Origin of the sequence: Burkholderia sp. RF4-BP95 (assembly GCF_001521985.1) — a bacterium.
Taxonomy (GTDB): domain Bacteria; phylum Pseudomonadota; class Gammaproteobacteria; order Burkholderiales; family Burkholderiaceae; genus Burkholderia; species Burkholderia diffusa.
In genome coordinates, this window is sequence record NZ_LOSX01000066.1 from 277440 (window position 1) to 291840 (window position 14401).

Genomic DNA, 14401 nt, shown 5'->3' on the forward strand with positions numbered 1-14401 from the left:
TCATCGACAAGACAGCGAGGAGTCCATCATGTCCCAGCAACGTTCCATCACGACGGTCGTCCTGCGCCAGTGGCGCGTGCCCCTCACCGCCTTCGCCGCGGCGTGCCTGCTGGCTGCCTGCGGCGGCAACAGCGTCAGCACGCCGCCGACCAGCAGCAACGGCGGCAGCTCCAGCGGCACGAGCGGTACCAGCGGCACGAGCGGCACCAGTGGCTCGTCCACCGGCACCAAGGGCGCTGTCAGCACGATCGGCCAGACCGCAACGGATCTCGGCAGCACGATCGGCAACGTCAGCCTGCCGGGCCTCGGCGACGGCGTGACGAAGGGCGTCGGCAGCACCGTCTCGAGCACCGGCACGATCATCAACGCGGCCGCCGATGCGTTGAGCAACGGGCTCGGACAGACCGGCTCGATCAAGGATCCCGTCGGCACGACGGTCGCCGGCCTCGGGAATGTCGTCGGCGCGACGAGCAATACCGTGTCCGGGCTGAGCTCGACGGTCAAGGCGCTCGGCACGGGTCCGCTCGCACCGCTCGCCCCCGTCACGACGCCGGTCGGCACCGTGCTCGACACGGTCGCCAACGGCCTGTCGGCCGCGGGCACGACGATCGGCTCGACGCTGTCGTCGGGCGCCGTGCAGCAAGTGACGCAGCCGCTCAGCTCGGCCATCACGCCGCTGGTGATCACCGCGGGCCAGGTCACGCAGCAGGTCGGCACGACCACGGGTCTCGGACAACCGGTGTCGGGCCTGCTGGGCCAGATCGGCGGCGCAATCAGCTCGGCGGGCAAGCAGGTCGGCAGCACGTCGAATCAGCCGCTCGTCGGCGATGTCGGCCAGCTCGTCACCGCGGTCGGCAACACCGTGACCAACGCAGGCGGCCTCGTGAACCCGAACGGGCCGAACGGCGCAGCGCCGATCCCCGGCCTGATCACGAGCCTCGTCGGTGGCTCGACGGCTAACGTACAGAACGGCTCGTCGTCGGGCTCCGGCTCGACGAACCCGCTCGGCGGCCTGCTGTCCGGTCTCGGTTCGACGCCGCTCGGTTCGCTCACCGGCGCAGTCGGTGGCGCAACGGGCAGCTCGGGCGGCAGCCCGCTCGCGCCCGTCACCGGTTTGCTGAATACTGTCACCGGAGCAGTCGGCGGTGCAGCGGGGTCCGGGGCTTCGTCGAATCCGCTCGCACCGGTCACGTCGCTCGTCGGCGGCGTGACGGGGACGGCATCGTCGGGCAGCTCGACGGGGCTCCTCGCGCCGGTAACGGGGTTGCTGGGCACGCTGGGTAGCGTTGGCAAGTAAGGAGGACGGTCGCGCCTTTGCAGCCGGAGCATGAGGCGCGGCCGTACAAACACAACCGGCAATGCGGCACGCGGCGCGCGACACCCTGGTGTCGCGCGCCCGCATTAGAAAGAAGACGAAAAGCAAGGCCTACGAGGAAGAACAATGAAATCCAGACTCGACAGATGGATGATGCTGCTCGCCATCGCAGCGGCAGGCACGGCACATGCACAGACGCGCGCGGCAGGTAATCCGCTCGACTCGCTCCCCCAGATCAACGCACCGCAGAAAGGCCCGAGCGTCACCGTGCAGGTCGCGCCGCAGGCACCGCAACTGCAGGAGTTGCTGTCGCGGCACCTGACGCCGACGACGTTCCAGGTCGAAGGCGTGAAGTCGGTGCCTTTCGACGAAATCTCGCGTCGCTTCACGCCGCTCGTCGGCAAGGACATCACGATCGGCGAGCTGATCGAAACCGCGAACGGCGTGACCAAGCTGTATCAGGATCGCGGCTATGCGTTGTCGTTCGCGTTCATTCCCGCGCAGACGTTCGAGAACGGCGTCGTGCGCGTCACGGTCGTCGAAGGCTATGTGTCGGACGTCAAGGTCACCGGCAAGCCCGGCGCGATGGAATCGAAAATCCGCGCGATCGCCGCGCACATCACGGCCGATCGCCCGCTGCGCCGCGCGACGTTCGAACGCTACGTGAACACGTTCGGCCTCCTGCCCGGCGTGACGGTGAAGGCCAATGTGCCGCCGCCGCAGACGACCGACGGCGCCACGACGCTCGAACTGGCCGTCGACCGCAAGGCATTCAACATCAGCACCGGCATCGACTTCAATCACCCCGGCGTCCAGGGCCTCATCACCGCGACGGAGAACGGCCTCACGTCGTTCGGCGAGCAACTGAGCATTTCCGCGCTGGTGCCGCCAGGACGCGACAAGCAAACCTACGTCGCGTTCAGCGGCGCGGTGCCGGTCGGCAGCAGCGGGCTGGTCACGCGCCTCGACGCCAGCACGTATCGCGGCAAGCCGACCGACAACCCGGGCCTGCCGTCGACCGTCGAGCGCACGGTCAAGAACGAGAAGCTCGGTCTTTCGGCGTCCTATCCGTTGCTGCTGAACAACCAGCGCAGCCTGCTCGGCACCGTGTCGGGCTATGCGTCGCACAACGAGGACCGTTACCAGAACAAGATCAGCGGCAACAGCATCGACACGCGCTCGCAGGTCCGCGTGCTGCAAATGCAGCTCGACTACACGAGCGTGTCGGCCAAGCAGGTACAGAAGCTGAGCGTCAACGTCGCGAAGGGTTTCAACATTCTCGGCGCGTCGAAATCGCAGGACATCACGATCGGCTCGAACACGACATCGGTGGACAGCCCGATCTCGCTGACGTTCGTGCGCACCGGCGCAACCTTCACGCAGACCAACGAATGGCCGTTCAAGATCGGCACGTCGGTCTCGCTGACCGGCCAGTACAGCCCCGACTCGCTGCCGACGTCGGAGCAGATCTCGTTCGGTTCGACGCGCTATGCGCTCGGCTACCAGCCCGGCGAAACGTCGGGCGACTCGGGCTGGGGGATGTCGCTGGAGGTCAACCGCGGATTCACGCCGGGCTGGACGTATATGAAATCCATCACGCCGTACATCGCGTACGACATGGCGCGCGTGTATCTGCATACCGGCACGCCGTCGCCGAGCCGCCTGTCGTCGGTCGGTATCGGCGTGCGGTTTACGGACAGCCGTTACTACAGTCTCGACCTGAATATCGCGAAGCCGGTCGGCGATGCGCCGGTTGAAAGCGCATCGCGCAGCCCGCGCGTGAATGCCGCGTTCTCGTATCAGCTCAACTGATCGGTCACCAAACAGCCCGCGTCGCGCGGGCCGTTTGGATTAGAGCCCCCTCTATCAAACGCAGCGCGCGGTTTCACGTATTCTGGCAAAGCTCGCAACATGCCACCGCCCCATGCAGACGGTCGTGCGAGCGCATCGAATACGACATGAAACAAGGAGGAAGACGATGATTCAACTGACCCGCCCGTTGCGCACGCTGGCCATTGCAAGCGCGCTGCTCGCTTGCGCCGCCCCTACGTTCGCCCAAGCCGACAGCCCCGTCGGCATGTGGCAGACGATCGACGACAACACGCATCAGCCGAAGGCGCTCGTGCAGATCGCCGATGACGGCGAAGGCTCGCTGTCTGGGAAGGTCGTCAAGGGCCTCGGCGCCAACGACACGCCCGATCGCCGCTGCACTGCATGCACGGACGAGCGCAAGGATCAGCTCATCAAGGGCATGACGATCATCAAGGCGATGAAGAAGGACGGCGACCACTGGGACGGCGGCAATATCCTCGACCCGGAAAACGGCAAGGTCTACAAGTGCAAGATGTCGCTCGAAGACGGCGGCCAGAAGCTCGTCGTGCGCGGCTATATCGGCGTGTCGCTGCTCGGCAGGTCGCAGACCTGGGTTCGCGCGCAATAACGCGACGCGCGTCGATACGCGCAACGTAATGAAAAATCGGCCTGCGACGATGTCGTCAGGCCGATTTTGTTTTGATGCGGGCGCGAATGAATTCGGCCGGCATCATGCCGCACGCTTCAGCGCATCCGCCGCATAGCCGCCCGGTGCACGATACGCCGGCGCCGCAGCACTGCGCACCTCCGCCGCCTTCGACTGCGCGTGCTTGCGCATCCGCGTGGCCAGCTCCTTGCACAGATTCACGCCGGCGTCGCCATACAGCTCGCGCATGACCTGCATCAACGTGCCGGTCTCGTGCCACACCTTGAAGCGGCGATGGCACGTCTGGTACGACGGGTAGCGACGCGGCATCGCGGACCAGGTCGCGCCGCTGTAAATCACCCAGAGTACGCCGTTCAGGACGGCGCGCGTGTTGGCCAACGGACGGCCGCGCAACTCGGTGCGCGGCTGCATTTCGGGCAGAAGCGGCACGACGCAGCGCCACTCATGGTCGGTCAGATCGCGATACGGTGTCATGGACATCTCCAGCCTTAGGAACCATGACTCAACGATATCGACAGCCCTCAACCATGAACATAAGACAAATCCGAAATTACCCCGAGATCGCGATAATTTAACCGGAATTGACGTTTGAAGTCCGTCATTTGCGGAAAACCGCGATCAGGTCAGCGAAGTATCGACGATGCGGCGCGGCGTCTCGAGGTATTCCTTCGACTGCATCTCGACGATCCGCGAAACCGTGCGCGCGAATTCGTTCGCCATCGGCCCTTCGACGTACAACTGCTCCGCCGGCACCGCCGCGGACATCAGCAGCTTGACCTTGTGGTCGTACAGCACGTCGATGAGCCAGGTGAAGCGCCGCGCCTCGGACGCCATCCGCGGCGACATCTGCGGGACTTCCGACAGCACGATCGCATGGAAGCGGCTGGCAAGCTCGAGATAATCGTTCTGCGAACGCGGGCCGCCGCACAGCGTCGCGAAATCGAACCAGACGACCCCGTCGGCCTTGCGCAGCGCCTTCAGCTCGCGCTTCTCGATATGCAGGATCGGGCTTTCGTCGGGCACCGCGGCGAGCTTCGCGAATGCATGACGCAGTTCGCGATCGGCGTCCGCGCCGAGCGGCGTGTGGTACATCTGCACCTGCGCGAGCGTGCGCTGGCGATAGTCGACGCCCGCGTCGACGTTCAGCACGTCGAGCTTCTGCTTGATCAGCGCGATCGCCGGCAGCATGCGGTCGCGATGCAGGCCGTCGGGATACAGATCGTCGGGATCGTAGTTGGACGTCATCACGAACTGCACGCCGTTGTTGAACAGGCGATCGAGCAGCCGGTACAGGATCATCGCGTCCGCGATGTCCGACACGTGGAATTCGTCGAAGCAGATCAGCCGGTAGCGCTTCGCGATGCGTCGCGCGAGCTCGTCGAGCGGATCGGCCTGCCCCTTCAGCTCCTCGAGTTCGCGGTGTACCTCACGCATGAATTCGTGGAAATGCAGGCGCGTCTTGCGCTGCACGGGCACCACCGCGTAGAAGCTGTCCATCAGGAAGCTCTTGCCGCGGCCGACGCCGCCCCACATGTAGACGCCGCGCGGGAGGTCCGGATGATTGATGAGCTTCTTGAACGCGTTCGAGCGACGCGCCTTGTATTCGACCCACTCGTCGAAACAGCACTGCAGGCGATCGACGGCCGCGCGCTGGGCGGGATCGGACTGATAGCCGCGCGTGGTCAGTTCGCGCGTGTAGTATTCGGTGACGTTCATCGGGCAAACCGGAAAAAACGAAGGCGAGCGGGAAACCCCGCCCGCCTTCGTCATGAGACGGCTGCGCCGGCCGATGGCCGGCAGGCGCTACACCATGCTCAGCTGTTCAGCGAGCGCTTGTCGACGGCGAGCGCCGCTTCGCGCATCACTTCCGACATCGACGGGTGCGGATGGCAGATGCGGGCGATGTCTTCCGACGCCGCCTTGAACTCCATCGCCACCACGGCTTCCGCAATCAGGTCCGACGCGTTCGCGGCGATCACGTGCACGCCGAGCAGTTCGTCGGTCTTCGCGTCCGCGATCATCTTCACGAAACCGTCCGGCGCGTTCATGCCGAGCGCGCGGCCGTTGATCGAGAACGGGAACTTGCCCGACTTGATCTCGCGGCCTTCGGCCTTCAGCTGCTGTTCCGTCTTGCCGACCCATGCGATTTCCGGGTACGTGTAGATCACCCACGGAATGCAGTTGTAGTCGATGTGCGGCTTCTGACCGTCGATCACTTCCGCGACCAGCACGCCTTCGTCTTCCGCCTTGTGCGCGAGCATCGGGCCACGCACCACGTCGCCGATCGCATAGACGTTCGGCACCGCGGTACGGCAGTGGTCGTCCACGTCGATGAAGCCGCGCTCGTTCGCCTTCAGGCCGATCGCCTCGAGGCCGAGGTTGTCGGTGTTCGGCACGCGGCCGACCGACACGATCAGGCGGTCGGCGTCGAGCGTCTGCGCGTTGCCGTCCTTGTCGGTGTAGGCGATCGACACGCCGTTCGCCGTCGTCTTCACGTCACCGATCTTCACGCCGAGATGGATGTCGAGGCCTTGCTTCTTGAACAGCTTGGCCGCTTCCTTCGCGAGCGCTTCGTCGGCTGCGCCGAGGAACGCCGGCAGCGCTTCGAGCACCGTCACTTCGGCGCCCAGGCGACGCCACACCGAGCCGAGTTCGAGGCCGATCACGCCTGCGCCGATCACGGCGAGCTTCTTCGGCACCGAGTCGAACGTCAGCGCGCCTTCGTTGTCCGACACGATCTTGTTGTCGACCGGGATGTTCGGCAGGTGACGCGCCTTCGAACCCGTCGCGATGATCACGTTCTTCGCGGTGACGACTTCGGCCTCGCCCTCGCCGCTCACTTCGATCTGCACGCCGGCGTCGGTCTTGCCGGTGAACTTGCCATGGCCCTTCAGCCAGGTGATCTTGTTCTTCTTGAACAGGAACTCGATCCCGCTCGTCATCTTCTCGACGATCGCATCCTTGCGGCCGAGCATCTTCGCGACGTCGATCTTCACGCCGTCGACCGTGATGCCGTGGTCGGCCAGATGATGCGACGTGTTCTCGAACTCTTCCGACGAGGCGAGCAGCGCCTTCGACGGGATGCAGCCGACGTTCAGGCAGGTACCGCCGAGCTTCAGCGCGCCGGCCGGGTTCTTCCACTTCTCGATACAGGCAACGGTCTTGCCGAGCTGCGCGGCGCGAATCGCGGCGATGTAGCCGCCGGGGCCGGCGCCGATCACGACGACGTCAAATTCCTTGGACATGACAATCCTTTCTACTTGTACGCCCGCACGGTCGCGCGTGTACGCGAGCGCGCGGAGCGGGTCAATGCAGTGAGACTCGGCTTACAGGTCGAGCAGCAGGCGTGCCGGATCTTCCAGCGCGTCCTTCATCGCGACGAGCGACAGGACGGCTTCGCGGCCGTCGATGATCCGGTGGTCGTACGACAGTGCCAGATAGTTGATCGGACGGATCACGATCTGGCCGTTTTCAACGACCGGGCGCTCCTTCGTCGCGTGCACGCCGAGGATGGCCGACTGCGGCGGGTTGATGATCGGCGTCGACAGCATCGAGCCGAACACGCCGCCGTTCGAGATCGAGAACGTACCGCCCGTCATTTCCTCGATCGACAGCTTGCCGTCCTTCGCCTTCTGGCCGAATTCGGCGATCTTCTTCTCGATGTCCGCGAGGCTCAGTTGATCGGCATTGCGCAGGATCGGCACCACGAGGCCGCGCGGCGAGCCGACGGCGATACCGATGTCGAAGTAGCCGTGATAGACGATGTCGTTACCGTCGATCGACGCGTTCACGAGCGGGAACTTCTTCAGCGCATGCACGGCCGCCTTCACGAAGAACGACATGAAGCCGAGCTTCACGCCATGTTCCTTCTCGAACTTGTCCTTGTACTTGTTGCGCAGCTCCATGACCGGAGCCATGTTGACTTCGTTGAACGTCGTCAGGATCGCGTTGGTCTGCTGCGACTCGAGCAGACGCTCGGCGATACGCGCACGCAGACGCGACATCGGCACGCGCTGTTCCGGACGATCGTTGAGCCACGTCGTGGCCGACGCCGGCACCTTCACTTCCGGCAGCGACGGCTTTGCAGCGGCGGTCTTCGCCGGTGCGGCGGCCGGAGCAGCCTTCGGTGCGCTGCCAGCGGCCAGCGCGTCGCCCTTCGTGACGCGGCCGTCGCGGCCCGAACCTGCGACGTCGCCTGCCGACAGGCCCTTCTCGGCCAGCAGCTTCGCTGCGGCCGGCGATGCGGCTGCCGAGCTCGATGCAACCGCGGCAGCCGGCTGTGCTGCCGGTGCGGCTGCAGCGGGTGCTGCGGCCGGCTTCACTTCGGCGGCGCCTGCCGCTGCTTCGGCAGCACCTGCCTTCGCTTCGGTGTCGATCGTCGCGATGATCTGGTCGGCGACGACCGTGTCACCGTCGTTCTGCAGCACTTGCGCGAGCACGCCCGCGGCCGGTGCCGGCACTTCGAGCACGACCTTGTCGGTCTCGAGTTCGATCAGGATTTCGTCCTGCGCGACTGCTTCGCCCGGCTTCTTCTTCCACTGCAGCATGGTGGCTTCCGAAACCGACTCCGAAAGCTGGGGGACTTTGACTTCTACGATAGCCATGTGATTTTCCTGGATGCTTAATCTGGGTAATGACGAGGTTCGTGCGATTCCTTCGGCCGATGCGGCGCGCGACGCGCCCGGCGGGCCAAAAGACACGGGAAAGCGCAGCGCGCCTTCCCGTTTCGCTTGACGTCGATTATTTCGCGATCGATGCGCTCTTCAGGCGGCCGAACGCACCTTCGATGAGGGCCTTCTGCTGCTCGTAGTGCTTCGCGTAGTAGCCAACCGCCGGCGAGGCCGAAGCCGGACGGCCGCTGTATGCCAGCTTCTGCCCTTCCTTCATGCCTTCCTTCAGGTGGTGCTCGACGTAGAACCAGGGGCCCTGGTTCTGCGGCTCGTCCTGCACCCAGACCACTTCAGTCGCGTTCTCGTACTTCTTCATTTCGGCTTCGAACTGCTTGTGCGCGAACGGATACAGCTGCTCGATACGGATGATCGCGACGTCGTTCGCCTTCGCTTCGCGGCGATGCGCGACGAGGTCGTAGTACACGCGGCCCGAGCACACCAGCACGCGCTTGACCTTCTTCGCGTCGATGCCGCCGTCGGTTTCGCCCAGCACCGGCTGGAACGAACCCTTCGCGAGTTCCGACAGGTCCGACACCGCTTCCTTGTGGCGCAGCAGCGACTTCGGCGTTGCGACGATCAGCGGCTTGCGGAACAGACGGATCATCTGGCGACGCAGCAGGTGGAAAATCTGTGCCGGCGTCGTCGGTTGAACGACCTGCATGTTGTGATCGGCACACAGCTGCAGGAAACGCTCGATACGCGTCGACGAGTGTTCCGGACCCTGGCCTTCGTAGCCGTGCGGCAGCAGCATCGTGAGACCCGACACGCGGCCCCACTTCACTTCGCCCGACGAGATGAACTGGTCGATCACGACCTGCGCGCCGTTGACGAAGTCGCCGAACTGGGCTTCCCACAGCACGAGCGTGTTCGGCTCGGCGGTCGAGTAACCGTATTCGAAGCCCAGCACCGCTTCTTCCGACAGCACCGAGTCGATCACCGTGAACTTCGCCTGACCGTCGGCGATGTTCTGCAGCGGCACGTACGTGCCGTCGTTCCAGCGTTCGCGGTTCTGGTCGTGCAGCACCGCGTGACGGTGCGTGAACGTGCCGCGGCCCGAGTCCTGGCCCGTCAGGCGCACCGAGTAGCCCGATGCGACGAGCGACGCGAACGCGAGGTGTTCGCCCATGCCCCAGTCGAGCGGCTGGTCGCCGCGCGCCATGTTGCGGCGGTCGTTGATCACGCGCTCGACGAGCGGGTGGACCTTGAAGTTTTCCGGGACCGTCGTGATGCGTTCGCCGAGGCGCTTCAGTTCGGCGAGCGGCACGGCCGTATCGGCTGCATCCGTCCATTTGCGGTTCAGGAACGGAACCCAGTCGACCGCGTACTTGCTCTTGTAGTTCGACAGGACCGGATCGACGGTGTGGTGGCCGTCGTCCATCGCCTTGCGGTACGCCTTCACGTAGTTGTCGGCGTCTTCGGCGGTGATCACGCCCTGTTGCACGAGCTTCTCGGCGTACAGCGCACGGGTGCCCGGGTGCTGCGCGATCTTCTTGTACATCAGCGGCTGCGTGACCGCCGGCGTGTCCTGCTCGTTGTGACCCAGCTTGCGGAAGCAGACGATGTCGATCACGACATCCTTGTGGAACTGCATCCGGTAGTCGATCGCGATCTGGATCGCGAGCACGACGGCTTCCGGATCGTCGCCGTTCACGTGCAGCACCGGCGCTTCGATCATCTTGACCACGTCGGTACAGTACAGCGTCGAGCGCGCGTCGCGCGGGTCGGACGTCGTGAAGCCGATCTGGTTGTTGATGACGATGTGCAGCGTGCCGTGCGTGCCGTAACCGCGCGTCTGCGCGAGGTTCAGCGTTTCCATCACGACGCCCTGGCCAGCGAAGGCCGCGTCACCGTGGATCTGCACCGGCAGCACCTGCAGGCCGTCTTCGTCGCCGCGACGGTCCATCCGTGCCTTCGCCGAACCTTCGACCACCGGGTTCACGATTTCGAGGTGCGACGGGTTGAACGCGAGCGACAGGTGGACCGGGCCGCCTTCGGTCGACACGTCCGACGAGAAGCCCTTGTGGTACTTCACGTCACCTGCCGGCAGGTCGTCGACGTGCTTGCCTTCGAATTCGGCGAACAGGTCGGCCGGCATCTTGCCCAGCGTGTTGACCAGCACGTTCAGACGGCCGCGGTGCGCCATGCCGATGATGATTTCCTGCACACCGGTCTTGCCTGCGTGCTGGACGACTTCGTCCATCGCCGCGATGAAGCTTTCGCCGCCTTCGAGCGAGAAGCGCTTCTGGCCGACGTACTTGGTGTGCAGATAGCGCTCGAGGCCTTCCGCTGCCGTCAGGCGATTCAGGATGTGCTTCTTCTTGTCGATCGAGAAGGACGGCGTCGCGCGGGTCGATTCCAGGCGCTCCTGCCACCAGCGCTTCTGCTCCGGATCGCTGATGTACATGTATTCGGCGCCGATCGTGCCGCAGTACGTGTCACGCAGGCCCTTGACGATGTCGCGCAGCGAAGCCTGGTCGAAACCGAAATACAGGTTGCTTGCGCTGTACGTCTGGTCGAGGTCGCCTTCGGAGAAGTCGTAGAACGCGGGTTCGAGTTCGGGGATGGCGGGACGTTCGCGACGCTTCAGCGGATCCAGATTGGCCCATTGCGAGCCGAGGAAGCGATATGCGCTGATGAGGGACTGGACGTGGACCTGCTTGCGCGCGGTCGCCAGATTGCTCGTGCTTTCGCGCGGGATGAAGGCATTGGCCTTCGCACGCTCGGCAAACGATTCGACGATCGGGAAATGAGCAACGTCATTGGCGTTCGAGCCGTCGGTTGCAGGCACGTTCTGCAGCGCGTCGAAATACTCTCGCCAGTTCTCCGGCACCGATGCCGGATTGTTGAGGTATGCATCGTACAGTTCTTCAACGTACGAAGCATTGCCGCCGAACAGATAGGAGTTCAGCTGAAACTGCTTCATTACATCTGACATTTTACGCTCACCTTTCTTCGAGCTTCTCGAGAAATAGCGGGTTACTCAACCTTCCGCGACACGGCCTGACCGTTTAGCGGATTGCGAATCAAGTCTTGCTTGGAAGGACCTAAAACTTGCGTGCGCGCAGCATATCACAGAACCGATACCGAAGTTCACGGCGAAATGCGGCTGAAAGCACCGCGTGACGGGGTTTCGCCGGATTGCCGCGACTCGCGGGAACAGTGTTTTGCAACCCGCCCGATTGCACACTGCGCAGATGCAAAAAAGGCCGCCCGGAGGCAGCCTTTTTCGTCATGCACGGGAACGGCCGATGCTTAGTCGACCGCGCCTTCGCGGCTCGCGCGGCGACGCTCGTGCTCCTTCAGGAAGCGCTTGCGCAGACGGATCGACTGCGGCGTCACTTCCACGAGTTCGTCGTCGTCGATGAATTCGACCGCGTATTCGAGCGACATCTGGACCGGCGGTACGAGACGCACGGCTTCGTCGGTGCCCGACGCACGCACGTTGGTCAGCTGCTTGCCCTTGATCGGGTTCACGACGAGGTCGTTGTCGCGGCTGTGGATACCGATGATCATGCCCTCATACAGCGCGTCGCCCGGCTTCACGAACATGCGGCCGCGATCCTGCAGCTTCCACAGTGCGTACGCCACGGCGGCGCCGTCGTCCTGCGAGATCAGCACGCCGTTGCGGCGCTCGAAGACCGAGCCGTCCTTGACCGGTGCGTACGAGTCGAAGATATGGCTCATCAGGCCCGTGCCGCGCGTCAGCGTCAGGAATTCACTCTGGAAGCCGATCAGGCCGCGCGCCGAGATCTTGTATTCCAGACGCGTGCGACCGCGGCCGTCCGACGCCATGTCGAGCATTTCGCCCTTGCGGCGACCGAGCTCTTCCATCACGCCGCCCTGATGCTCGTCCTCGACGTCGACGGTCAGCAGCTCGTACGGCTCGTGCCGCACGCCGTCGATTTCCTGCATCACGACGCGCGGACGCGACACGGCCAGTTCGTAGCCTTCACGGCGCATGTTCTCGACGAGAATCGTCAGGTGCAGTTCGCCGCGGCCCGACACTTCGAACACCGTTTCGTCGCCGGTATCCTTCACGCGCAGCGCGACGTTGTGATTCAGTTCCTTCATCAGGCGGTCGCGGATCTGGCGGCTCGTCACGAACTTGCCTTCGCGGCCGGCCAGCGGCGACGAGTTGACGAGGAAGTTCATCGTCAGCGTCGGCTCGTCGACGGTGATCATCGGCAGCGCTTCCGGCGTATCGACCGCGCAGATCGTCGCGCCGATGCCGACGTCTTCGATACCGTTGATCAGCACGATGTCGCCGGCTTCCGCCGACTCGACCTGCACGCGCTCGAGGCCCTTGAACGACAGCACCTGGTTGATCTTGCGGTTCAGCACGTCGCCTTCCGGACCGAAGCGCATCACGACCGGTTGACCCGGCTTGATGCGGCCGCGCGTGATGCGGCCGACGCCGATCCGGCCGACGTACGTCGAAAAGTCGAGCGACGTGATCTGGAGCTGCAGCGGCGCTTCCGGATCGGCCGGGCGAACCGGCACGTGCGCGAGGATCGCCTCGAACAGCGGACGCATGTCGCCTTCGCGGGTCGCCGGATCGAGCGACGCGTAGCCGTTCAGGCCCGATGCGTAGACGATCGGGAAGTCGAGCTGCTCTTCGGTCGCGCCAAGCTTGTCGAACAGGTCGAAGGTCTGGTTGATGACCCAGTCGATCCGCGCGCCCGGACGGTCGATCTTGTTGATGACGACGATCGGCTTCAGACCGAGCGCGAGCGCCTTCTTCGTGACGAAGCGCGTTTGCGGCATCGGACCCTCGACGGCGTCGACCAGCAGCAGCACCGAGTCGACCATCGACAGCACGCGCTCCACCTCGCCACCGAAGTCCGCGTGCCCCGGCGTGTCGACGATGTTGATGTGCGTGCCTTCGTATTCGACCGCGCAGTTCTTCGCGAGAATCGTGATCCCGCGCTCTTTTTCGATGTCGTTCGAGTCCATCACCCGCTCGGCAATCTGCTGGTTCTCGCGGAAGGTGCCGGACTGGCGGAGCAGTTGGTCGACGAGCGTGGTCTTGCCGTGGTCGACGTGAGCGATGATGGCGATGTTGCGAAGGGCGCGGGTCATAGAAACCTGGAAATCGTTGAACGCGCAAACGCGCACGCTCGTCAGTCACCGGGACACGTGCGCGCGCGTTGCAGCTTGGAAACCGCAAATTATAGCACGTGAGGATGTCGAAAGCCGGACTGCCTTTGCAACGCAGCAAACGACGCCTCCCTGCCCTCGTCGCAGACCGGTAAATCGAGCCGGCAGATCGACCGGCCGACACCGCCGACGGCAAGCCGAAAACCCTGACGCCGACACGGGAATTTCAGGACGCGGAGCGCGCCCTCGCCCGTTCGATTAACATTTGCCGCGGCAAGCAATTGTGCCTATACTGCTGCCTAGTCAACTATTGCAGCTTCAGGGTTTTATGTCGGATTCTCCTTCCCAATCGCCTGTTTCGCCGTTGTCCTCGTACCAGATGAACGACAGCGTCGGTTATCTGATGTCGCGCGTGAAATCGGTGATGACCAACCTCGTCACGCAGCGCACGCAGGAAGAGCTCGGCATCACGGGCACGCAGGCGAGCATGCTGTTCATGATCGCGGTCGGCAAATGCTCGACGGCCGCGGAGCTCGCCCGGGAATACGGGATCGACGCGAGCGCGGTCACGCGCCTGCTCGATCGCGTCGAGAAGCGTGGCCTGCTGTCCCGTGTGCGCAGCATCGAGGATCGGCGGGTCGTGCGTCTCGAGCTGACCGACGAAGGCCGCGCGCTGGCGGAACGGTTGCCGCCGGTGTTCCGCAGCGTGCTGGACCAATTGCTGGACGGTTTTACGCCTGAAGAAGTCGGATTCCTGAAGAGCATGCTGCGCCGCATTCTCAGCAACTATTGCGAGACCGCCGGCGGTAGCGTCACGTAATAGTTGCCATAACAATTACT

General features: G+C 64.1%; 10 protein-coding genes. 4 read left to right on the forward strand and 6 right to left on the reverse strand.

Annotated features, from left to right (window positions below):
- Nucleotides 1-28 precede the first annotated feature (28 nt).
- The 3 genes from WS46_RS22450 to WS46_RS22460 all read left to right on the forward strand — a co-directional run bounded on the left by WS46_RS22450 (nucleotide 29) and on the right by WS46_RS22460 (nucleotide 3755).
- Nucleotides 29-1297, forward strand: coding sequence for a collagen-like triple helix repeat-containing protein (locus WS46_RS22450; RefSeq protein WP_059691807.1), 1269 nt, complete (start codon nucleotides 29-31; stop codon nucleotides 1295-1297).
- A 144-nt stretch (nucleotides 1298-1441) separates the two neighbouring features.
- Nucleotides 1442-3127 carry a ShlB/FhaC/HecB family hemolysin secretion/activation protein gene (locus WS46_RS22455; RefSeq protein WP_059533021.1) on the forward strand — a complete coding sequence of 562 codons (1686 nt, stop codon included), beginning with the start codon at nucleotides 1442-1444 and terminating at the stop codon, nucleotides 3125-3127.
- Nucleotides 3128-3293: 166 nt separating this feature from the next.
- Nucleotides 3294-3755 carry a DUF2147 domain-containing protein gene (locus WS46_RS22460; RefSeq protein WP_059533024.1) on the forward strand — a complete coding sequence of 154 codons (462 nt, stop codon included), beginning with the start codon at nucleotides 3294-3296 and terminating at the stop codon, nucleotides 3753-3755.
- 102 nt (nucleotides 3756-3857) lie between these two features.
- On the opposite strand, the gene WS46_RS22465 is transcribed toward WS46_RS22460, so the two are convergent.
- The 6 genes from WS46_RS22465 to typA all read right to left on the reverse strand — a co-directional run bounded on the left by WS46_RS22465 (nucleotide 3858) and on the right by typA (nucleotide 13543).
- Nucleotides 3858-4268 carry a transposase gene (locus WS46_RS22465; RefSeq protein WP_059691808.1) on the reverse strand — a complete coding sequence of 137 codons (411 nt, stop codon included), beginning with the start codon at nucleotides 4266-4268 and terminating at the stop codon, nucleotides 3858-3860.
- 144 nt (nucleotides 4269-4412) lie between these two features.
- On the reverse strand, nucleotides 4413-5510 hold the full coding sequence (zapE, locus tag WS46_RS22470; RefSeq protein WP_059533030.1) for a cell division protein ZapE: 1098 nt from the start codon (nucleotides 5508-5510) through the stop codon (nucleotides 4413-4415).
- Nucleotides 5511-5608: 98 nt separating this feature from the next.
- A complete protein-coding gene (lpdA, locus tag WS46_RS22475) occupies nucleotides 5609-7039 on the reverse strand; it encodes a dihydrolipoyl dehydrogenase (protein ID WP_057924323.1) in 1431 nt (476 codons plus the stop codon).
- A gap of 81 nt (nucleotides 7040-7120) precedes the next feature.
- Complete coding sequence (gene odhB, locus WS46_RS22480; RefSeq protein WP_059691809.1) at nucleotides 7121-8398, reverse strand: 2-oxoglutarate dehydrogenase complex dihydrolipoyllysine-residue succinyltransferase; 1278 nt, start codon at nucleotides 8396-8398, stop codon at nucleotides 7121-7123.
- A gap of 136 nt (nucleotides 8399-8534) precedes the next feature.
- On the reverse strand, nucleotides 8535-11399 hold the full coding sequence (locus WS46_RS22485) for a 2-oxoglutarate dehydrogenase E1 component (protein WP_059533036.1): 2865 nt from the start codon (nucleotides 11397-11399) through the stop codon (nucleotides 8535-8537).
- 317 nt (nucleotides 11400-11716) lie between these two features.
- Nucleotides 11717-13543 (reverse strand): translational GTPase TypA, encoded by a 1827-nt coding sequence (gene typA / locus WS46_RS22490; protein WP_059533039.1) that lies wholly within the window; start codon nucleotides 13541-13543, stop codon nucleotides 11717-11719.
- A 346-nt stretch (nucleotides 13544-13889) separates the two neighbouring features.
- Between typA and WS46_RS22495 the strand changes: the two genes are divergently transcribed.
- Nucleotides 13890-14381, forward strand: coding sequence for a MarR family winged helix-turn-helix transcriptional regulator (locus WS46_RS22495; protein ID WP_059691810.1), 492 nt, complete (start codon nucleotides 13890-13892; stop codon nucleotides 14379-14381).
- Nucleotides 14382-14401: the final 20 nt, after the last annotated feature.